The sequence below is a fragment of the Emticicia fluvialis genome (assembly GCF_024793945.1).
Taxonomy (GTDB): Bacteria; Bacteroidota; Bacteroidia; order Cytophagales; family Spirosomataceae; genus Emticicia; species Emticicia fluvialis.
This window is the reverse complement of sequence record NZ_JANUSD010000004.1, coordinates 330,148-352,132: the sequence shown is the minus strand read 5'-3', so window position 1 is coordinate 352,132 and position 21,985 is coordinate 330,148. Positions and strand designations below refer to the sequence as shown.

Genomic DNA, 21,985 nt, shown 5'->3' with positions numbered 1-21,985 from the left:
TCACTTGAGCTAACTTAAAAAAGTGTTCCTGCCTTTTTATTCAGCTATAAGCTGAATCATGCCAGGGCCAGCTCTTTTTTATTAACGAAATCCAGCAGGGTTGTGTTTTCATAAACTTTCAGGTTGGCGTCTCGCACTTTTAGCATAATGGGTCTTATGGCGCAGGTTTCTTCGTCACCGCAATCATCACATTTATCGTAATAATAAATAGATACACATAATGTGGGCGCAATTGGGCCATCTGTTATTCGTAATATTCTTGCCAGCGTAATTTTAGAGGGTTCCATGCTTAAAGAATAACCACCGTTTTTGCCTTTATGGCTGGTTAGCAGGCCATTATTCCTTAATTCAAGCAAAATAGTTTCCAGAAACTTCCTCGGTATGCTCTCTTCACTGGCAATATCGGTTACAGTAAGTGAATCTTTTTCACCATATTTTTCTGCCAAAACCTTCAGGGCTTTTAAGGCATATTTCGCTTTTTTAGAAATCATGGCGCCCGGTTGTTAATTGTAATTGATGAAATAGTATTTAGTTTAGTTTATTGATGTACAAATATAATCTATATTTCTATATAATCTACCAATTTAGTAGATTAAATTATTATAAATATTAAGGCTTATCTGCCCCATAAAAAATCTGACCCGGCTAATGCTAAGCCAGGCCAGACTGCTTCATTAGTTTAAAAAAACAATGAAGCCTATCAGAGTACAAAAAACCACATTGCTTTTTTTGAGGCTACCTGGCCTTAACTAAAGGTACGTAAAATTTTCAGTGCTGCCCATACGTTTTGTCCCCTGCCTGAATGGCAACCGGCAACGTATTTTGCCTGGGGTAAAGGACAATTGACGTAATGAGTAAAAGCACATGGAGGGCTTATGGCTTTATTGAAATCAAGATATACCTTTCCGTTTTTGTAAGGTTTGTCGATATATAAAACTTTCCGGCACGGTAAATCACTTTTTTATTTTTGCATCAGCAAATTAGTTTGCAATGTTACTTGTAAAAGTATAAGACCTGCAAATACTGCCGTTGCAGGTCTTAACTGTAACTGTTTAAAGCGCTGCAAAAGCCTGCTCAATATCTGCTTTGATGTCATCAATATGCTCAATACCAACAGATATGCGCAATTGAGTAGGTTCAACTCCGGCTGTTACCTGTTCTGCATCTGACAACTGCGAATGCGTAGTGGATGCAGGGTGGATAATCAATGTTTTTGAGTCGCCTACATTAGCCAGATGACTGATTAATTTCAGGCTATCCACAAATTTCGATGCACGGTCTTTATCGCCTTTCAATTTGAATGACAGCACACCACCAAAACCGCGGTTGAGGTATTTTTTAGCCAGTTGGTGGTAAGGATTGTTTTCCAGACCCAGATAATTGACACTTTCTACCTGCTCATGCGCCTGTAACCACTGTGCCAGTTTTAAGGCGTTTTCGCTGATTCTCTCTACCCTTAGCGTAAGAGTTTCAAGACCCTGAATTAACAAGAATGAGTTAAACGGACTCTGAGACGGGCCCCAGTCGCGCAGACCTTCTACCCTTGCCCTGATTATGAACTGAATATTACCAAATGGACCGCCGATACCAAATACATCATTCAGCACCAGACCATGATAACTAGGCGAAGGCTCAGTAAACTGAGGAAACTTGCCATTGCCCCAATTGTAAGTGCCGGCATCAACAATAACGCCACCCATGGTTGTACCGTGCCCGCCAATCCATTTAGTGGCCGACTCTACCACTACATGCGCGCCATATTTAATGGGCTGCGCAATAGCGCCGCCCGCGCCAAAAGTGTTATCTACAATTAGTGGCAAATCATATTTTTGTGCCAGTTTGGCAAAAGCTTCAAAATCAGGCACATTAAAGCCCGGATTACCGATGGTTTCCAGATACAAAAATTTGGTTTTCTCGTCAATCAGTTTTTCAAAACTCTCTACTTTGTCGCCATCTGCAAAACGAGCCTCTACACCAATATTTTTGAACGAGTTTTTAAACTGATTATACGAACCACCATATAAAAAAGAGGTAGTAACGAAGTTGTCGCCAACGGTTGTAATGTTATTAATAGCCACAAATTGCGCTGCATGGCCTGAACTAACCGCAAGCGCGGCTACCCCACCTTCTAAAGCGGCAATGCGCTTTTCGAATACATCGTTGGTGGGGTTCATAATTCTGGTGTATATATTGCCGAACTCTTTCAGCGCAAAAAGATTTGCGCCGTGCTGGGCATTGTTAAATACATAAGAGGTTGTCTGAAAAATAGGTACTGCTCTGGCGTTGGTTGTCGGGTCAATTTCCTGTCCGGCATGCAGCTGAAGGGTTTCAAATTTCATGTTCTAATTGGTTTTAATTGTACTTTATAAATTGAGTAAAATTTTTTTTCATAATTACGAAAAAAATTACGCTTGGTTAAAAATTAACCAAGCTAATTTAATTACCATAACCTATTACGATGATAAAACATCTATAACTATTTAAAAGCCTTTCTTTTTCCGTAAATAAACCACAGGTAGTGCCTTTGCAGGCTTGAAAAGCGAGCCAGGCTTATTAATATTAACAAAATTGCCATACCCACCATAGTTGGGTTAGGGAAATAATAAAAGGTGGCGATCAGAACCAGACTTGCGCGAGCAAATTCGAGATAAAAAACCCAGCGGCGCTGGTCGAGAATAGCGCCACAGTTAATCAGGGTTACCAAAATAAATAATGCTGCCAATACCTGCAAAAATACCGGCACGTAGTGTTCAAACAGTAAAAGCAAAAATAAAGCAGTAACTATAAATGCTATCTGGGCTATTACATAAGCTCTGAATTTTGTGGTATAGGCCTGTACTTTTCTTACAGCCAGGAATCGCTTCTCAGCTCTGGCCCGAATCTCAGGGTCAAAATCTGAGGGTTTCCCAAAAATTACTTTTAGTTTGTTCCTTAAACCTTTCTGTTCCTTGGCTGCGTAGGCAATTTCAACCAGAAAATGGAAATGCTGCCATAAAAAACTATAGCTATCCAATTGTTTGGTTAACCCAAAAGACGGCTCCTCTTTTTCCTCGGCATAAGTACCAAAGAGTTTATCCCAGATGATAAACATATCGCCATAATTTTTATCCAGGTATTGCTCATTGCTGGCATGATGCACCCTATGATGCGACGGTGTAACGATAATGTACTCAAGCAAGCCCAGTTTACCTATCAAACGGGTATGTGTAAAAAAGGGATATATACCATGTATTAACAGAATAACGGTAATCATTTCTGCCGGAAAACCTATAACTGGTAAAACAGACCAGAATGAAGTGCGTACCAATGCCTGAAAAATAGTTATTCGGGTTGCGGCAGTATAATTAAACTCTTCACTTGTATGATGAACTACATGAAACCCCCAGAAAAGATTAATTTCATGCCCGAAACGATGATACCAATACCATAAAAAATCGGTAGCCAGCAAAAGAGCAATCCATAAAAGCAAACTTGGCTGAATATCAAAGATGGCAAAGTTCTTATGCAGGTAGTCATAAAAAAAATAGAAACCTCCGGCCGTAAATAAATCAATCAGCCTTTCGGCTATGCCAACATTCAGATTAGCTATTGAACTATTGAATTTAAAGTAAGACTTACCTTGCTTTTTGGCAATGAAATACTCAAGCCAGATAAAAAACAAAAAGAAAGGTACAGCCAGCGCCAAATAATTGAGTACCATAGCAGGTTTGATTTTTGTTAAATAATTTACTGAATCAATAGCGTGGTTCAACATCCAACTAAATCAAGATTCAAAACTGTGGTTGTCGTGAGTGGTTTCGAACCACCTGAAAGAGTTTATGAAACTCTTTGTCTTCCGTATAAGACTCACGACCGTGGTCTCAAATAATAAATCTGAAGAAACTCTCCGTCTGTTGATGATTATCTGATTCTGACACAAATTAAAACACATTTAATCTACCAAACAAGTAGATTAATAAAAAAATTTTCACCTCTTCCCACTTAGATAAAAATTTTCTAATGAATCAATAATTTAAAAATCAGAACTGGAAATAAATGAATTGCGCCGGGGAGTCGAATATCCCTAAAATAAAAAACATCATTACAAACAGGTAGTAAATACCCCAACGCACCCAGGCAGGCTTGGTTGAAATTACGTTGCGGATGCTTCTATCGCGCTCAATGTAATGAATAATCTCCATAAAAATGATTAGAAATACAGCAGTAAAAAATTCTCTGGCACCATTACCAAGAAAAACATTGCGGGCAATGTAGTCAGCATCTGACAATTCGGCTATACCAGGCAGATTAGTAAAAAGGTGGGTAACCAGGTGCCATGTCCAGCCAAGTTCCATGTAGCTACCTCTGAAAAATATCCAGGCGAAAGAAACCAGCACAAATGTGGTTACAATCTGTACCACTTTAAACAGCCATGGCCATTTGGTAAGCCCCGTTAAGTTGTTTATAAAATTACGGGGCTTTGCGGTTATAATAGCCCCCACCAGAAACAGGCCGTGTATGGCGCCCCAGATAATATAATTCCAGTTAGCGCCATGCCAGAAACCGCTAATTGTGAAAACAAAAAACAGATTAAAATACCATCGCCACTTGCTTACCCTGTTGCCACCCAATGGAATATAGAGGTAATCGCGGAACCAGGAAGATAATGAGATATGCCATCTGCGCCAGAACTCCGAGATATTTTTTGAAAAATAAGGCCTGTCAAAGTTTTTCATTAACTTAAAGCCCATTACCTGCGCGGTGCCAATGGCAATGTCAGAGTAGCCTGAGAAATCGCAGAAAATCTGAAATGAGAAAAATATGGTGGCAACAATTATAGGCAGGCCTTCGTAGTCAAGCGGTGCATTGTAAACTTTATCTACAAAAAGCGCAAGCCTGTCGGCAATCACAACTTTTTTAAACAAGCCCCAGCCAATCAGTTTCAATCCACTTGTTATCCGGTCGTAATCAAAGGTATGCTTTTCATAAAACTGATGCAGAATATTCTGCGGGCGTTCAATTGGTCCTGCCACCAACTGCGGATAAAACATTACATACAACGAATATATCCCAAAATGCCGCTCTGCTTTCTGATTACCCCTGTATACCTCTATGGTATAACTCATAGCCTGAAAAGTATGGAAAGAGAGCCCAATGGGCAGCAGAATGTCAAGCAAAGGCCAGCTTACCAATCCGGCTTCGCCTAATGCCAGCTTAAAAAAATTATAATACTTAAACACCGCCAGCACGCCAATATTGGCAACCAGACTCATAATCAGGTACCACTTTCGGGTCTTACCTTCAGACTGCTCAATGAGTATTCCGGCAAAATAATCAACTACAATAGTAAAAGCCAGAATTAGTATGTACTCAGGCTTAAAAAACATATAAAAATAGCAACTGGTAGCCAGCAACCACCACCAGCGATGTTTGTGCTGCAACAGAAAATACACCAGAGTTACTATTGGAAAAAATATGGCAAACTCTATTGAATTGAATATCATAGTTATAAAAACTTGAAAAGTTTTATGGCTGATTTTAGTCTATTTGTTGTACTAAAGACTTATGGTTATATAAATCCAGTATTTTCTGGGTATTATCATCTCTTGACGACGGCTTTAAATGATAGAATGTATCAAAAAACGAGCTATCTTCATAAACAAAATCTATTGCACTACCCAAAACTGTACATTTCAGGCTTGTTTTAATCTGGCTTTCTACAGACTCTACGGCTTTTTTGCCATGCCAGTAAGTAGATTTGGCTATCGGCGGAAAAACAAAGTTTACCTCAGCCCCTCTTTTTTCAGCCTCCAGAATCATATAGTTAATATCTTCTATCTGGCCTGAATAATCGATGGTATCTTTAGGAAACATGGTAAACACAAACCTGGAAGGCCGATTATTAACGTGGCTCACAATGTCTCCTCTGGCAGAAAACGCGCCTCTGAAATACACCGACGTGCTGTCTTCAATTCGGGCATAGGCACTATTATTATTGCCTATTGAATTCCAGAATAGTTTACGGATATTAGAAAATCTGTGCCTGATATCAGCGCTCACCCGCTTCAAAACAGATTTTTCTTTCTGCACAAAATTTGCGCCTTGCGGGTAAAAATCTATGGCAGACCTGATAACTTCTTCATTGCCGAATCGTGATATATCGTACTCTGTGGTAATAAATACTTTATCGCCCTTTTTTACCTCCCTCAATGCATCATTCATTAAAAAATAAGTGCCCAGCGGCGCAACAAACGCCATATTAACTACCGGGATACCCACATGAAGTTGCAGGGTATCGCTATTTATACCAAAAGAAATGCTCGACCCACCAACCCATATTAGCTTAGGTGAAGGCATTTGCGCAGCCACTTTATGTTTGTCATTTAGTATTCCTCCCAGATAATCGTACCGGTAATTGGTGCCGATATAGAGGCTATCCAGCAGAATTACAGAAGCGGCTAAAGAAATACTGAATATTAAAACTTTTATTATAAACTTTCGAATCGATTCCATTCATCCCTCATATAATAACCTATTTCTTATTCATTTCTTTTTTCATCAGGCCAATCAGCAAGCCTGTTCTTAGGTTTCGTCCTTTTGCGTTCAGGTGGTATACCATGTCCTGGCACAAGCTATCGTCAAAAATAAAATCCTGTTGTTTTCCTAAAACCGGAAACATTAATCCTTCCGTAAGCTGCTTGTTCAGCCTGTCAAGCACTGGCTTATCAGCCTTGTATGAAGACCTGGCGTAAGATGGAAAAGTGTAATAAACTATTACGCCGTTCTTACTTACCCTGCTGTAAAAGTGGTTCATGTCTGCAATGGCTGGCAGCATTGAGGTGCTGTCGTCTAAAATGGCAGGCGGAATTACTTTAAGAGAAGGGTTATTTAAATGGCTTATGAGGTCGCCGTATTTGTTAATGGCCCTTCTGAAAAAAATACTCGTTGTGTCTTCAATAGAAGGGGCTATATCATTACTTAAAAATCTATCTATAGTAAGCCTCATATTACCAATACGGGCTATCGCATTTTCTTTCAGGTATTGCATAGGGCTTTCGTAGTTAAACCACCTGGCGGCTCCAGGGTACATTCTGGCCATTGTAATTTTCTCGCCTATATTGCCTTTGCTTTCTACAATATACTCAAAGCCCATCACCACAATGTCGCCTTTATGCAATTGCGGTTCTATCTGGCGAAGCATAAAATCAGAACCGTAATTATAATGCATTGCCATATTCACAACCGGCAGGTGCAGGCTGTCTTGTATCATTTGGCTGTTAATGCCATAAGCAAAATTAGAACCTGCAACTAATACAATTTTGGGTGAGGGAAGCGCTTTGAGCCTGCCGTATTTTTCTATTATACTTGCAGTGTACGATATCTCTGCTTCTTTTTTTGCATAGGGGTTAATCTGATATAAGGCTTCGATGGTTCCGAGTGTGGCTAATCCCAGAATACCTATTTTAAAGAAAAGCAGCTTAATTTTCTGATTCATGAATTACATCTTTTTGTCAGCTTCCTGACCATTATCAAACGGCTTTTATTGATGTAAAAACCGATGCTTTGCCCGCTCATTTGTTTAAAATATAAAGGTAATAATAAACAAAAATGATAGTTTTGTAAAATCTTGGGCAAAAAAACGCTGCCCGGCAATTTTGCAGGCCTGTATTGAACAAAATATGAATTTACCCCGCTTTATCTCTCAACGAATCCAGAAAACCAAGTCTGAATCTTTTACCTCTACGGTAGTTAAAGTCGGTATCGCCAGCATTGCCATTGGCCTGGCTGTAATGATAATTTCTTTCGGAATCCTGATTGGCTATAAACAGGCCATCAAAGATAAACTTTTCAGCCTTAGCGGACACATACAAGTGAGCAAAATTACATTGAATCAATCGTATGAGGAAATTCCGATGCCAATAAAAACAAATTTTTATGCCGGATACCGCAAAAACCCAATGATTGAACACGTGCAGGCAGTTGCAAACAAGGCAGGCATGCTTAAATCTAATGAAGAACTGGCAGGGATTATTGTAAAGGGCGTAGGTAAAGATTATGACTGGGATGTTTTCTCGCAGAATCTGGTTGAAGGGCGACAATTAAACTTTGCAGATTCTACGTTTTCAAGCGAAGTAATAATCAGCAAGCGCATTGCCGGACAATTAAAAATAAAACTTAACGATGACGTGCTTGTTTATTTTATACAAAGCCCACCCAGAGTAAGAAAAGTAAAAGTTGTTGGCATTTATGAAACCGGACTGGAAGAGTTTGACAAGAACTTTATTGTCGGCGACCTTGCTCTGGTGCAGAAAATGAACGAGTGGGATAACAACACCTGTGGCCACTATGAGGTTTTTCTCAAAAATTTTGATGACCTGGATTATGCCACCGGAACCATAAATTCAGAAATTGACCTCAACATGAAAGCCAAGCGCGTTACGGATATGTTCAGGGCAATTTTTGACTGGCTTAGCCTGCTGGACAAAAACATACTGATTGTACTGGGGCTTATTCTGGTGGTTGCTTCTTTTAATATGATATCGGTTCTGCTGGTAATGATGATGGAACGAACCTCCATGATAGGCATGCTAAAAGCGCTTGGAGCTGATAACACCCAGATACGCAAGATATTTGTCTATAATGGTTTGAAAATTATTCTGAAAGGTATGGTATATGGCAATATGCTGGGTATTGGGCTTAGCTTTATTCAGTTTTACTTTAAGCTGATACCGCTGGACCCTGAAAATTATTATATTGACCATGTACCCATTGCGTGGGACTGGGCAGTAATAGCCATTCTGAACATTGCCACCGTTATTTTGATACTGGCGGTAATAACGATTCCTACATTTATTGTATCTAAAATGCGGGTAGTGGAAGCCCTTAAATTTAAAGAATAAACAATCTTAATGTATCATAAAAAAAGCTCTATCGGCCGATAGAGCATTTTTTATGATACGCAGATAAAACAATTTCTTAATTTGCCTTACGTGTATTGTCTTTAAATATTAATACAAAGAAAATCAAAACGGCTGCCGCAATACCTGCCGGAACCATCCATACCCCCTGCCAGTTATGAATAGACTCACCGGCTGCATTTTTTGTAGTGTAAATATCAAGTACACGGCCAGAAAGAAGTGAGCCAATAGCCATACCAACACCATAAGTAGCCAAGGTAATAAGTCCCTGAGCCGAACTCTTGATTTTTTCGCCTGCTTTGTTGTCTGTATATATCTGGCCGGTTACAAAGAAGAAATCATAACATACGCCGTGCAGCACAATGGCAATGTATAGAACCCACTCTGAAGAAATACCATCACCGTAACCGAAGCATATAAAGCGGATAATCCAGGCAATTAAACCAACAATCAACATTTTCTTAATACCAAAGCGGGTTAAGGCAAATGGAATCAGTAACATGAATAAGACCTCAGAAACCTGCCCTAAAGACATCTTGTTTTCAACGTTGGTCATGTGCGATTCAGTTAACGAAAGGTTGGCATGCGCGTAATAGAACGATAACGGAATACAAACCAGAATTGAACTGATAAAGAAAACCAGAAACGAGCGGTCTTTGAAAAGCACAAAGGCATCTGTACCGAGAATCTGTCCGAACGAGGTAGCCTTGGTAGCCTTTGGAGGAGTATCAGGCAAAGTAAAGGCAAACAACCCCCAGGCCAAAGATGTAACCATGGCAATCTGGAAAATTTCAACTTTATCACCTACGCCAAAGTATCCGATAATATTGGTAATTACAATCCAGGCTACGGTACCCATAACACGAATAGTCGGGAACTCCTTTTCAGGATTTTTCATCTGGTTCATGGCAATAGAGCTCGACAACGCCAGATTAGGCGCAAAAGTGAGCGTATAGGCCAGAATGTACCATATAAAAGTGTCGGCGCTTTTTACCTGAATCAGAAAATAAAGAATAACAGCACCTAGAATATTCAAAACTCCCATTACTTTTTGCGCTGAAAAAAAGCGATCGGCTATTAAGCCCATAAAAAATGGAGCAGCAATTGAAGCAATTGAAAAGGTAGTATAAGCCAGCCCAATCTGGTCGCCGGTGGCCTTAAGTGTAGTAAAAAGGTATTTGCCCATTTGTCCGTACCATGACCCCCAGGTAACAAACATCAGGAACATCATGAGCATTAATTTAATTCGTAAGTCGAGCTTCATAGAGGTTCGGTTGGTTAAAAAATGAAAGAAGGGCAAATCTATAAAATGAATGGCGAAATATCAACCCCACACCCTGGTTCCCTCGGTGCAATTTTTGCACATTTCTATTTCAGAACGAGACCGGATAAGCGACTGCCGGAAATTGATGTAAGGTGTACTTTGCCAAAGGTTTTTAAAGCTGGTTTGTTTCAGGTCTCCAAGCCGGTATTCTCCGTCTTTATCAAAACAGCAGGGCACCACCAGTCCATCCCAGGTAATAACGCACGAATGCCACATTTTCCAGCAGTGGTCCAGTAGTTTATTTTTTATCTTGTAGCTGCCGTCGGCTTGTTGGGCGTAGCGGGCATATTTATCAATGGTAGGTATAAGATCTGAACCGTTTTCATAATCGTAAATCTGTGCTGTTTTAAAGGCTATTTCATCTACGCCAATTTCAGCAGCCAGTTGTTTTACTTCTTCTAACTGATGTTCGTTGGGTTTTACTACCAGAAACTGAAAAATTACATGTGGTGTTGCCGATTTCAATTCTTTCTTCCACTTTACAATATTTCTGGCACCTTCTATTACTTTTGAGAGGTTCCCTCCTACTCTGTATTGCTGATAAACATCTTGTGTGGTGCCGTCTATAGAAATAATCATCCTGTCAAGACCCGATTCCACGGTTCTTTTTGCATTGGTATCGCTCAGATAATGTGCATTGGTTGATGTAGCCGTGTAAATGCCTTTCTGAGAAGCATAGTTTACCAAATCAAGAAACCTGGGATGCAGATAAGGCTCACCCTGAAAATAGAAGATAAGATATAAAAGTGTCTCCGAGAGTTCGTCAATGGTTTGTTTGAATAGCTTCTCTTCAAGCATACCAGTCGGGCGGGTAAAACTCCTTAAACCGCTGGGGCACTCCGGGCAGCGCAAATTACACGAGGTGGTAGGTTCAATTGATATGGCAATGGGTAATCCTCTGTGTACAGGTTTGCCGGTCAATTTAGACTCTATATAACTGGATACATTCTTAAGGGCGTTCCAGGCGCGAGCCGGGGTAACCTTTGAGAAAAAATTCAGACCATCTTTCAGATTCCTGTTCATAGAGTGGATTAAAACATTATGGTTCTCAAAACTGAGAACATTTGTTTACAAATCTTTATATTGCTGATATACTTTTTGCAAACGCTCATCTTTTTCGGCAGCTATTACCTCTTTCAGAAGCGCCTTGGCTTCCGGAATATCAGTAAGCAGGGCCAGCGTTTGCATACCGGCAAATCTTACATACCACTGGGTATTATTCATTGCTATTCTCTTTAGCAGAGGCAGACTCTTTTTCTGAACATCTTGTGGCGATTTAACCAGATAAGTACCAAATATACCTAAAACCTGGTACAAGTCTCCGCCATTCATTTTATTTAAATGTTCATAAAACCAGTTGAATTTTTCTGGCGATGCAGATTCGGCATAATAACCGCCAACGGCAGCAAAAATGTCTGTGATGCCAGACTGCTCATATTTTTTTGCCAGTTCTTCTGCATCTGGTGGCCTGCTGGCAAGAATCGCCTCAAGCGCAGCAGCCTGAACCGTGTAAGAGGTGTCTGTAAGTGCCTGCCGAAATAGCTTATCGTTCTGTGCATTCTGAAAACCCTTCATTGCCAGAATGGCATCGGCACGCACATAAGAGCGGTCGTCAGACTGCACGCGGCTCTGCAAAGCTCTTTCTACTTCCAGAAAATCGTCTCCGTCATAATCATTAAATTTCTGTACAGCCAGCTGGCGTATCCGCCAGAATTTATCTTTGGTTGCATCAAGCAATACCTTTCTTATGGTTTTATCAAGAGCCGGGTTAGTAGCAGTGCTGTCGTCATCAGGCTCAAAGGTGAGTATTTCAAGCGCCAGCAAACGAGCCGGAATACGCTCGGCATGGTAATACTGATAAATATACTCTTCCTGGGTTTTCTGATGCAAAATTCTTCCAACCAGCACGTTCTCAGGGTCAAGCAAAACCATTTGTGGAGCAGCCGAAAATGGCCACTCAAAAGTTTGCGTAGCTTTATCAATTACCACCTCATGGGTAGTTTTCTGATTATTAGCCCAAACTTCTACAGGTAGCTGCAATCGGTAAACAGGGGCATAAGTGGTATCCTGAACCTGATTGATTGTTAATTTTAGTTTACCGTTGGCAAACTGCTGCAAAACCTGTAAATCAGGGTGGCCGGGTTTCATAAACCACTGGTCAAAAAACCAGTGGAAGTCTTCGCCTGTTACACTTTCAAAAGCCAGTCTGAGTTGGTCTAATTCGGCTGTTTTAAAGGCATTCTGGGTAAGATACAGCTTCAGTGCGGCAAAGAAAGCATCATCGCCCACCTGTTTACGAAGCAAATGCAAAATCCTGCCTCCTTTGGCATAAGAGTGAGAATCAAACATATCTTCCTTATCATGATATCTGTATCTGATAAGAGGCTCCTGTTTTTCCTGGGCTTCGCCAAAATACTGGTTAAAAGCTATATGAGCCACTAAATCGGCTTCATCCTGTCCGTACTTATGCGCCGCCCAGAGGTATTCTGAATAATTGGCAAAAGATTCGTTCAATGGCAGATTCGACCACGACTCACAGGTTACCAAATCTCCAAACCAGTGGTGAAATAACTCGTGGGCAATTACTCCATCATCATTATCATCTGCCAGCTGATGGTTATCTTTCTGAATAAAATCGCCATGCACGGTTGCGGTGGTGTTTTCCATAGCGCCCGACACATATTCTCTTACTGCAATCTGGGCGTATTTATCCCATTGATACTTTACACCCAGCAGGTTTTCAAAATAAGTAATCATTTCGGGTGTACGCCCGAAAATATTCATGGCATATTTTTCAAACTTTGGCTCTACATAATAACTTACCTCAAAAGTCTTGTAGCGAGGGTCAACTACTTTTCTGAAATCGCCGATGGCAATCATGGTAAGATACGGGGCAGCGGGTTTATCCTGTTTCCAGTAATCGGTGCGGGTACCATCAGTATTTATCTTTGAAGACACCAGTTTTCCATTAGAAAGGGTAATATACCGGGCGTCTGCGAAGGCTTTGTCTAAGGTAATATAAATTTCAAGCGTGGTTTTCTGATTGGGCGTGTCAATAGTCGGAAACCAGCAGGAATTGGCCTCAGTTTCTCCCTGAGTCCAGATTTGTCTGGGCTTTTCAGGGTCTGTGCCATCGGCATTGATAAAATATAAACCTTTATCGGCTGTTATGGCATCACTGCCTCCTGATGGGAGTTCGTTTGGTTTGGCCACATAAACAATCTGTACCTGAGCTGTATCTTTTCTGGAGATTGATTTCCCAAGGCTGATGTTCAGTACACGTTTGTCATAATCAAACTTCAGGTTCTGACCCTTCATGGTTACCTTCTGAATCTCAAAACCTTTGGCATCAAGTTCAAGTGTATGCTGTTCATAAAAATGTGGCTTAAAAGTTATGGTAGCCACTCCGTGCATATATTGTTTTTTCCAATCGGGCCTCAATTCAAGTTTTGTATGAATCAGGTCATTTTTTTTGGTGCGTTCCGGATTATATCTACCATTTGCAGGCACCAGACGTTGCATTTCCTGCGCCTGAATGCTAAAAGTAATGCTCAAAAATATAAACAGAAAATACTTGCGCATCATAAGGCTACATTGTTGATTAAATAAAATTTTGTTGTACTTACCCCACTTATAGTTTTGTAATGAACTACCTATATTAAATGCCATTGGTTTTATCTGCTGCGATGCGGCTTTTTAAAATCTATAAAATAGTGTTCGGTTAATTTATGCAACACAAACTCGTTACCTGTTTGTTCAATTCTGTAATCTCTTTTAAACTTGAAATCGTCCAGACTTGATACCCCCCCTTTAATGGTTAATGTTAGCACATTGGTAGTATCGTTAAAAGCCCATCCAGACTCGTCGGTATCAATATCCAGAAAATTTATGCCAGCACAAGCTTCCAGGTCAGGGTCCATTTCATACTCATAGCTAATCTTCCCATCGGCCTCAAAATTTAACACCAGCGTATTGATTCTGAATTTTGATGCGTCAAAAGAAGTTAAACGTATAACATTTTTAGTTATTTTATTTCCTACCAGAATCCAGCGTCTGGCTGGCATTAATACGGCCTTACTTATGGCTTTATGGTCTTTTACATTTAAGGCTTTTTCATGCACCGTTTCTTTTGTAGATTCAGGCAAATGGCCTTCAACAAAGCTTGTTGCCATGGCGGCAGGTGCAACATTACTTTCTTTAACCAATAATTTCGATACCTCCGGTTGCGTTGGCACACTAACCACTGTAAGTTCATTAACTATATCTGTGGTGTTTTTCAGCACATATCCTCCGACTATTTTTTCAATTTTGTACCTCCGTTTAAAGTTAAATTCATCCATGCTGGTGTAACCCCCTTTCAGTGTCAGGGACATTATATTTTCGGAAGCCTCATATTGCCATCCCGAAACCTCGGTGTCAAGGTCAAGAAACTCCGTTCTTCTGCTATGTTTTGATGTGTGGTTGGTCTCATAATCATAATCGATTTTACCATCATGAAGAAAATGAATAACAAACGAATCAGCCTTTAGTTTTGAAGGGCTGTAAGAAGCCAGATAAATATCTTTATTTTCGATTCTGCTATTCAGCAGTATCCATTTCTTAGACAGCAGGCTTAGGTCTTGCGCAAACGATTGTGTAACAAAAAGTGCCGGCAAGCAAATTTTATAGAGTAGGTTCATTGAAAAAAACATTTATTAGTCAGATATGACCGGTAGCGCGCCTGGCAGGAAAATAAGAAACCAGCAAGGTAATAATGATAACGGCCACAGCAGTAATCAGAAAATCAAACGGATTGATTTTAACCGGGTAGGCATCAATCAGCGCGGTATCCATTCCCATGCCCAACCACCCGAAGCGTTCTTGTGTCAGACAGAAAACCAGCCCCAAAACAAGGCCGGTAACAGTGCCGATAACTGAAATTATGGCGCCCTCGCTAAAGAATATCATCTTTATTAACGAATCATCGGCGCCCATCGCATATAATGTCCTGACTTCTTCTTTTTTGTCAATCACCAACATTGTTAAAGAGAAGAAAATATTGAACGATGCCACGCCGATTATAAAAATAAGGGCAATAAAAATAAACAATTTTTCTATTTTAATTGCTCTGAACAAATTGGCATTCTGCTCTTCTCTGTTCTTTACCACATACTTGCTTCCAAAAATATTGTCTATCTCCTTTTGTACTTTTTCTGTATTGGCTTCTGGTTTCAGCTGAACTTCCAAAGCTGTGCGCTGGCTGGTATATTCTGTCAGTTCTTTGGCTACAGAAAGAGGCACATACACGTAGTCGTCGTGCAGTTGCTCCAATGCATAAACGCCAGAAATATTCAGAACTCTTTTATTAATGTTGTTTTCCGGAATGAGCGATAGCTTTTTCTGATTTTTTGGATACCAGATTTCCAGTGGTTCAAGCACGTTATCAAGCGAGACATTCAAAGCGCCGTAGACATTCCCACCTATAAAGGCGTAATCAATGCTATCCTGATTAATCAAAAACTGCCCTTCTACCAAAGACCCTTTCAGGCGACTGTTTTTTTGAAATGTATCATCTACGCCTTTGAGCGTAACCACCATTTTGCCGTTCTGATACATTACAAGGGCGTTGTCTTCAATTACTTCCGTAACGTAATCAACACCCGGCAGGTTTTTTAGCTGAGCCAATTTACCGGCGTCAGGCGTAAAAACTTTACCTAAGGAAGCAGTTATTTTAATATCCGGGTCGAACGACTTAAAAATGCTTCTGTTTAGTTCTTCAAGGCCGTTAAAAACCGACAAAACTGCCACAGTTGCCATGGTGCCTACCCCAATGCCCAACATAGACATGAAAGAAATGAAATTAATAAAACTTCTTTTCTTTCTTGATAAAAAATAACGTCTGGCTATTAAAAAAGCTAGATTCAAATTGTTTCGTAAGTTATCTTAGGTATCTGGTTTACTCTTCTTCTTCGTCTTCTTCAGTGGCAGGTGGTATAACTATACCGGCAAAAAGATTCTCAATCTTTTGGGCGTATTCGGCAGTATCATCCAGATAAAACTGCAATTCGGGTACAATACGTAATTGATGACGTACGCGCGCAGCGAGGTGATTACGGATAATTTTGGTGTTTTCTCTGATGCTCTCCAGCAGTCCTTCTTTATCTTTGGTTAATAAAAAACTCAAGTAAACACGGGCAATACCTAAATCGGGAGTAGTTTTTACGTCTGTAATTGTAACAAAAGCCTTATCAAACACCTGTTTCATTTCTCTCTGAAAAATCTCTCCCAAATCTTTCTGAATTTGTTTCGCTACTTGTCTTTGTCTTTTCGATTCCATTTTATTCAAATTCAATAATAATATACAAATATCAGCACTATTTTCGGTTATGTAAAGTAAAGTTACGCGCATCAAGCACTTTTTTCATAACTTTGCCAAAAATATATAAACAATACAGCCTTGCTAACGTTTTTCAGATTCAATACGCTTTTCCATTTTCTGTCATTGCTATTGTTGGTGATTTTACTGAAGCTTCCTTTTCTGGGGGAAAAGTTACCTGTATTACTACCCGAACTGGAATGGATGCTGGTTGGAGAGAAGATTCATGAAGGAAACTTTCTCTATAAAGAGTTATGGACAAACGTTGGTCCGCTGTCGGCATTCATTTACTGGCTCATTGATTTATCTTTCGGGCGTAGCCAGTTTGCGTATGAGTTTATTGCCATGCTGCTGGTGTATTTTCAGGCGTTGTATTTTGTTTTTATATGTAACACGCGCCACGCGTTTCTTGAACGAAACTATGCCCCCGGTTTGCTGTATATATTGCTCATGAATCTGTCGTTCGATATGAGCAAGTTATCGCCGGTTCTTTTGGCCACTACTTTTCTGCTTTTTGCTTTTAACAAAACCATTAAGCAATTAGAACGCCGCGAAGGTGTGTCAGACGAAGTTTTTGAAATCGGCTTATACATTGGTATTGCCGTATTGTTTTATCAGCCTGCCATGGTTTTTATTATCTGGTGTGCCGCTTCGCTTATTTTCTTTACCAACGCCAATTTAAGACAGTATTTCCTTACCCTGCTTGGCTTTATTATTCCTGTAGTACTAGCCGCCCTGTTTTTTTATTTTAACGATAGCCTCGACGAATTTCAGTATAACTGGTTCAACGGAATGCTGAAAATAAAACAATATAGCCTCGAAGACTTCAAGAGCTCGCTGTTGGCTATAACATTACCTGCAGCCTTTGCATTTCTGGGCTTCCTTCGGCAGTCTCAGGCAACCAGATACAGCAATTATCAGCAGCGTATCCAGCAGATTATGCTCCTCTGGGTTGTGGTGGCCTTACTGGCTTTGTTTCTTTCGCCAACGGTGTCGCCCATGCAGTTTATTATTTTTATTCCGTGCTTTGCCTTTTTTTGTACGGCTTTCTTTTTGCATTTTAAGGGTACATTTTTACCAGAGTTTATTTTCACATCATTAGTATTGGTTATTTTGTTTGTTCAGTATCAGGGCGCTACGCCAATTTTTGGTAAAGGCTTTGAGCAATTGTCTGATATGAGAATAAAGCCTCGTGACCTGCCCGCAAATATGCGTGGCCAAAAGATGCTGATAATAGGCGAAAGAATTGATGAGTATAAATGGGGAACGCCCGCTACTTGTTACCTGAACTGGGAATTGTCTAAGATTGACTTACAAAACCCCGACAATTACGAGAGTATCATTAATATTTTCGATAATTTCAAAAAAGACCCTCCGAAAATAATTATCGACAAGCAAAACGTTGTTCCTAAGATTTTTGAACGCCTGCCGGCACTGGCAGTTGATTACAAAAGCACAGATATGAAAGGTGTTTATCAAAGGAAGTTCTGAAACTTCCTTTGATAAACCGTAGTATCAGCATGATATTTTATCGGCTCTTCTGGCGTGTCTGCCTCCTTCAAAAGCTGTATTCAGAAAAGTAGTTACACAAGCTTTGGCCAAATCAATGTCAATAAAGCGGGCAGGGAGACAAATAATATTGGCATTATTATGCTGGCGAATCAGTTCTGCTACCTCAACATTCCAGGCTAATCCGGCTCTGATTCCCTTATGATGGTTGGCTGTCATACATACGCCATTGCCACTACCGCATATCAGAATACCAAATTCATATTCACCACTTTCAACCGCACTTGCCAATGGATGTGCCGTATCAGGGTAATCCATTGAATCGCCCGAATCTGGGCCAAAATCAGTTACTTCATTGTTTTGTTCCTGCAACCATTGTAAGATAATATTCTTGTACTCGTACCCGGCATGGTCGGCGCCTATTGCAACTTTCATTGATATAAATTTGTTGGTTCAAACTTTTTTTTGCAAATATACGTTTTCATAATCCATTTCCTGTGATATTGGAAGGGAAGAATTATATTTTGCACGACAAACTTTCTATTATTATAACTATGAGCGAAAACGAAATAGAATCAAACGAGGAGTTGTTAATCCGTGAGGCATTTGTTGAAAAAGGATGGAACGAAATTCATAGCCAGGATTCATGGCAAATACTTAAAACTGTTGCTGAGTTTGTAGATGGTTTTGACAGACTGGCCAAAATTGGCCCTTGTGTTACAATCTATGGCTCTGCCAGAACCAAACCAGACCACAAATACTATAAACTATCGGTAGAAATAGCCGAGCAACTGGTACAAAAAGGCTATGGTGTTATAACCGGCGGTGGCCCGGGTATTATGGAGGCCGGGAATCTGGGCGCCAGTAAAAACGGAGGTAAGTCGGTAGGACTAAACATTAAACTACCTTTTGAACAGGTACCCAACCCTTATGTTGACCCTGACAAAAGCATTAATTTCGACTACTTCTTTGCCCGTAAGGTATGCTTTATGAAGTACTCTCAGGGTTTTATTATAATGCCCGGTGGTTTCGGAACGCTTGATGAATTATTTGAAGCCCTTACGCTGATTCAGACCAAGAAAATTGCGCGCTTCCCGATTGTTATGGTCGGTACTGAATACTGGAGCGGTTTACTGAACTGGCTGAAAGAAACCATGTGCAATAGCGAACGGAATATTAACCCGGAAGATTTGAATCTGATAAAGCTGGTAGATACCGCAGAAGATGCAGTAAAGGTAATTACTGATTTTTATGCCAAATACCTTTTAAAGCCAAACTTCTGATTTCAGATAGCTGCCTGAAAATAAACCTCACCTTTGTTCTCTCATTCTGATACAAGAGAAATAAAAGGTGAGGTTTTCTTTATTAATTTGGCTTACGCCTCTTCGCCTATTTCTTCAAATACGGCTGTAAGGTGTGTGGCAATCATTTCTGCCGAACGGCCTTCAATGTGGTGTCTTTCTACAAAATGTACCAGCTCACCATCTTTATAAATGGCAATAGCCGGAGACGATGGAGGGAACGGAATATATGAGCGTAATTGCTGAGTGGCGTCGGTATCAACACCTGCAAAAACAGTTACCAGGTTATCTGGCTTTACTTCAGAACGGTCTAATGCCAGTTTAACACCCGGACGACAAGTACCTGCCGCACAACCACAAACGGAGTTAATTACTACAACAGATGTTCCTTTTTGGTTTTCAATGAAATTATCAACGTCTGACGGAGTCAGTAATTCTTGGAAGCCGACATTTACTAATTCGGCTTTCATAGGTGCTACTAAATGTGGAGGATACATGACATTTATGAATAAGTCCCCGACCCGCAGGGGTTTAAAAAATACTTATTAACCGGCTTACCAGACAGAAGGGGTCAGTTTCTTTTTAATAAACCGGACTATCATATTACATAAAACCTAATTCCAGTTTGGCTACTTCAGACATCATCTCGGTGGTGTACGGAGGGTCAAAAGTTAGTTCAACACTTACATCGCTTACGCCTTCAATGGCCTTAACTTTCTGTTCAATTTCAACAGGTATTGACTCCGCTGAAGGGCATGAAGGAGAGGTAAGTGTCATTAATAAGTAAACATTATTAACCGGAAAAACCTTGATGTCGTATATTAAACCCAACTCATACACATCTACTGGTATTTCCGGGTCATATACTGTTTTCAGGGCTTCTACTACTTTATCTTTAAGTTCCTGGTCGGTCATTGGGATATTATTTATTTTCTTCTAAAGACTGAAACGCAACTGCATAAGTTTTCATTTGTTTCACCATTGAGGCAAGCCCATTTGAGCGGGTTTGTGCCAGGTGGCTGCTTAAACCTACTTTATTAATAAAATAAAGGTCGGCCCCAAGAATTTCTTCCGGCGTATGGCCAGAAAGCACTTTCAGGAGCATACTCACTAGGCCTTTCACAATAATGGCCTCGCTGTCTGCTTCAAATATCAGTTTATGGCCATTCATATAAGCATGCAGCCAAACAACAGACTGGCAGCCTTTTATTATATTTTCTTCTGTTTTATACGCGTCGGCCAGTTTCGGCAATTTCTTTCCTAAATCAATGATATACTCATATTTCCCTTCCCAGTCATCAAAAAGTTCAAATTCCTCAATGAGTTCATCCTGTATTTCGTTAATGGTCATGCTTATGTTTATGGTTAATTAAAGTACCATTTTCTTTACTTTTTCTATACCCTTTACCAGTTTGTCAATTTCATCTTTGGTATTATAAACAGCAAATGAGGCTCTTGAAGTTCCGGGTATTCCTAATCGTTTCATCAACGGTTGGGTACAATGGTGCCCCGTGCGAACGGCTATACCCTGCTGGTCGAGAATCACCCCGATATCTTGCGGGTGTACGCCATCAATCACAAATGAGATTACAGATACTTTCTCTTTTGCCTGACCTATAATTTTGAGTCCTTCAATCTGCGACAGTTGCTCGGTTGCATACGCCAGCAGTTCGTTTTCGTAGGCTGCAATATTCTCTTTCCCTAGCGCATTTACGTAGTCAAGTGCATACTTAACTGCAATAACGTCTGCAATGTTTGGGGTACCTGCCTCAAATTTATATGGCAATTCGTTATAAGTGGTTTTCTCAAAAGTAACTTCCTTAATCATTTCTCCACCGCCACGGTAAGGTGGCATGGCATCAAGAATATCTTTTTTGCCGTATAAAGCACCCATGCCCGTCGGTCCATAGATTTTATGTGCAGAAAACACATAGAAATCTGCATCTAAATCCTGCACATCAATAGTTATATGAGAAGTAGCCTGTGCGCCATCAATCAACACCTTTGCTCCTACCTGATGCGCCTTTTCAATAATCTGTTTTACCGGATTGATAGTTCCTAAAGCGTTAGAAACATGTACTACCGATACAAACCTGGTTTTTTCTGACAACAACTTGTCGTACTCTTCCATTATCAACTCTCCGTTGTCATTTATGGGTATCACTTTCAGGATACAACCATTTTGCTCACAAAGCATTTGCCAGGGCACAATGTTTGAATGATGCTCCATTGTGCTGATAATGATTTCATCACCGGCTTTTAAAAATGCGCGCCCGTATGTTTGTGCCACCAGATTAATACCATCTGTGGTGCCGTATGTAAAAATTATTTCTTCGGTAAGTCTGGCATTAAGAAATTTCTGAATGGCCTTGCGTGACTCCTCAAATGCTGCAGTTGCCTTCTCGGCCAGATTATGTATTCCCCTATGAATATTAGCGTTATAATGCCCATAGTAATTGGCCAGTGCATTCAGTACCGGCAAAGGTTTCTGGGTAGTGGCTGCGTTATCAAAATATACCAGATCTTTTCCATTCACTTGCTCATCCAGAATCGGGAAATCTGCTCTAATTTTCTGTATATCTAACATGGTTGCTCTATA

The 21,985-nt window shown here is 40.3% G+C and carries 21 protein-coding genes; 3 read left to right on the top strand and 18 right to left on the bottom strand.

Features of this window, described 5'->3' with window-relative positions; genetic code table 11:
• Nucleotides 1-56 precede the first annotated feature (56 nt).
• The 7 genes from NZ848_RS07025 to NZ848_RS06995 form a co-directional block, all read right to left on the bottom strand.
• A complete protein-coding gene (locus NZ848_RS07025; RefSeq protein WP_101727808.1) occupies nt 57-491 on the bottom strand; it encodes an RrF2 family transcriptional regulator in 435 nt (144 codons plus the stop codon).
• A gap of 254 nt (nt 492-745) precedes the next feature.
• Nucleotides 746-928 (bottom strand): DUF1684 domain-containing protein, encoded by a 183-nt coding sequence (locus NZ848_RS07020; protein WP_259014927.1) that lies wholly within the window; start codon nt 926-928, stop codon nt 746-748.
• 124 nt (nt 929-1,052) lie between these two features.
• Nucleotides 1,053-2,339, bottom strand: coding sequence for an O-acetylhomoserine aminocarboxypropyltransferase/cysteine synthase family protein (locus tag NZ848_RS07015; RefSeq protein ID WP_253534839.1), 1,287 nt, complete (start codon nt 2,337-2,339; stop codon nt 1,053-1,055).
• A 137-nt stretch (nt 2,340-2,476) separates the two neighbouring features.
• Nucleotides 2,477-3,700: a sterol desaturase family protein gene (locus tag NZ848_RS07010; protein ID WP_259014918.1), complete on the bottom strand. Its 1,224-nt coding sequence runs from the start codon at nt 3,698-3,700 to the stop codon at nt 2,477-2,479.
• A gap of 319 nt (nt 3,701-4,019) precedes the next feature.
• Nucleotides 4,020-5,483, bottom strand: coding sequence for an MBOAT family O-acyltransferase (locus NZ848_RS07005; RefSeq protein ID WP_259014917.1), 1,464 nt, complete (start codon nt 5,481-5,483; stop codon nt 4,020-4,022).
• 34 nt (nt 5,484-5,517) lie between these two features.
• Nucleotides 5,518-6,492 (bottom strand): hypothetical protein, encoded by a 975-nt coding sequence (locus tag NZ848_RS07000; protein WP_259014916.1) that lies wholly within the window; start codon nt 6,490-6,492, stop codon nt 5,518-5,520.
• Nucleotides 6,493-6,511: 19 nt separating this feature from the next.
• Nucleotides 6,512-7,474, bottom strand: coding sequence for a hypothetical protein (locus tag NZ848_RS06995; protein WP_259014915.1), 963 nt, complete (start codon nt 7,472-7,474; stop codon nt 6,512-6,514).
• Nucleotides 7,475-7,658: 184 nt separating this feature from the next.
• On the opposite strand from NZ848_RS06995, the gene NZ848_RS06990 reads away from it, so the two are divergent.
• Nucleotides 7,659-8,879 carry an ABC transporter permease gene (locus tag NZ848_RS06990; protein WP_259014914.1) on the top strand — a complete coding sequence of 407 codons (1,221 nt, stop codon included), beginning with the start codon at nt 7,659-7,661 and terminating at the stop codon, nt 8,877-8,879.
• 76 nt (nt 8,880-8,955) lie between these two features.
• Here NZ848_RS06990 and NZ848_RS06985 read toward each other — a convergent pair whose 3' ends face one another.
• The 6 genes from NZ848_RS06985 to rbfA are packed head-to-tail and all read right to left on the bottom strand — an operon-like array spanning nt 8,956 to nt 16,537.
• Entirely contained in the window at nt 8,956-10,161 is a 1,206-nt protein-coding gene (locus NZ848_RS06985) for a nucleoside permease (RefSeq protein ID WP_259014913.1), read from the bottom strand.
• Nucleotides 10,162-10,221: 60 nt separating this feature from the next.
• Nucleotides 10,222-11,244, bottom strand: coding sequence for an SPASM domain-containing protein (locus tag NZ848_RS06980; protein ID WP_259014912.1), 1,023 nt, complete (start codon nt 11,242-11,244; stop codon nt 10,222-10,224).
• 45 nt (nt 11,245-11,289) lie between these two features.
• Nucleotides 11,290-13,890 carry a M1 family metallopeptidase gene (locus NZ848_RS06975; RefSeq protein ID WP_259014911.1) on the bottom strand — a complete coding sequence of 867 codons (2,601 nt, stop codon included), beginning with the start codon at nt 13,888-13,890 and terminating at the stop codon, nt 11,290-11,292.
• A 5-nt stretch (nt 13,891-13,895) separates the two neighbouring features.
• Nucleotides 13,896-14,900, bottom strand: coding sequence for a hypothetical protein (locus tag NZ848_RS06970; protein WP_259014910.1), 1,005 nt, complete (start codon nt 14,898-14,900; stop codon nt 13,896-13,898).
• A 19-nt stretch (nt 14,901-14,919) separates the two neighbouring features.
• Nucleotides 14,920-16,125 carry an ABC transporter permease gene (locus NZ848_RS06965; RefSeq protein ID WP_259014909.1) on the bottom strand — a complete coding sequence of 402 codons (1,206 nt, stop codon included), beginning with the start codon at nt 16,123-16,125 and terminating at the stop codon, nt 14,920-14,922.
• Nucleotides 16,126-16,156: 31 nt separating this feature from the next.
• Nucleotides 16,157-16,537 carry a 30S ribosome-binding factor RbfA gene (gene rbfA, locus NZ848_RS06960; protein ID WP_259014908.1) on the bottom strand — a complete coding sequence of 127 codons (381 nt, stop codon included), beginning with the start codon at nt 16,535-16,537 and terminating at the stop codon, nt 16,157-16,159.
• A 120-nt stretch (nt 16,538-16,657) separates the two neighbouring features.
• Here rbfA and NZ848_RS06955 point away from each other — a divergent pair, with 120 nt between their 5' ends.
• On the top strand, nt 16,658-18,067 hold the full coding sequence (locus NZ848_RS06955) for a hypothetical protein (protein ID WP_253534816.1): 1,410 nt from the start codon (nt 16,658-16,660) through the stop codon (nt 18,065-18,067).
• Between the two features lie 24 nt (nt 18,068-18,091).
• Here the strand turns inward: NZ848_RS06955 and rpiB are convergent, their stop codons facing one another.
• Nucleotides 18,092-18,520: a ribose 5-phosphate isomerase B gene (gene rpiB / locus NZ848_RS06950; RefSeq protein WP_101727819.1), complete on the bottom strand. Its 429-nt coding sequence runs from the start codon at nt 18,518-18,520 to the stop codon at nt 18,092-18,094.
• Between the two features lie 119 nt (nt 18,521-18,639).
• Here rpiB and NZ848_RS06945 point away from each other — a divergent pair, with 119 nt between their 5' ends.
• Nucleotides 18,640-19,368 (top strand): LOG family protein, encoded by a 729-nt coding sequence (locus NZ848_RS06945; protein ID WP_101727820.1) that lies wholly within the window; start codon nt 18,640-18,642, stop codon nt 19,366-19,368.
• 92 nt (nt 19,369-19,460) lie between these two features.
• On the opposite strand, the gene NZ848_RS06940 is transcribed toward NZ848_RS06945, so the two are convergent.
• From NZ848_RS06940 to NZ848_RS06925, 4 genes are all read right to left on the bottom strand, one after another.
• Nucleotides 19,461-19,883 carry a BrxA/BrxB family bacilliredoxin gene (locus tag NZ848_RS06940; RefSeq protein ID WP_101727821.1) on the bottom strand — a complete coding sequence of 141 codons (423 nt, stop codon included), beginning with the start codon at nt 19,881-19,883 and terminating at the stop codon, nt 19,461-19,463.
• Nucleotides 19,884-19,989: 106 nt separating this feature from the next.
• Complete coding sequence (locus tag NZ848_RS06935; RefSeq protein ID WP_101727822.1) at nt 19,990-20,301, bottom strand: DUF59 domain-containing protein; 312 nt, start codon at nt 20,299-20,301, stop codon at nt 19,990-19,992.
• A 7-nt stretch (nt 20,302-20,308) separates the two neighbouring features.
• Complete coding sequence (locus NZ848_RS06930) at nt 20,309-20,737, bottom strand: SufE family protein (RefSeq protein WP_253534811.1); 429 nt, start codon at nt 20,735-20,737, stop codon at nt 20,309-20,311.
• Nucleotides 20,738-20,755: 18 nt separating this feature from the next.
• Nucleotides 20,756-21,973, bottom strand: coding sequence for a cysteine desulfurase (locus NZ848_RS06925; protein ID WP_259014907.1), 1,218 nt, complete (start codon nt 21,971-21,973; stop codon nt 20,756-20,758).
• Between the last annotated feature and the right edge of the window lie 12 nt (nt 21,974-21,985).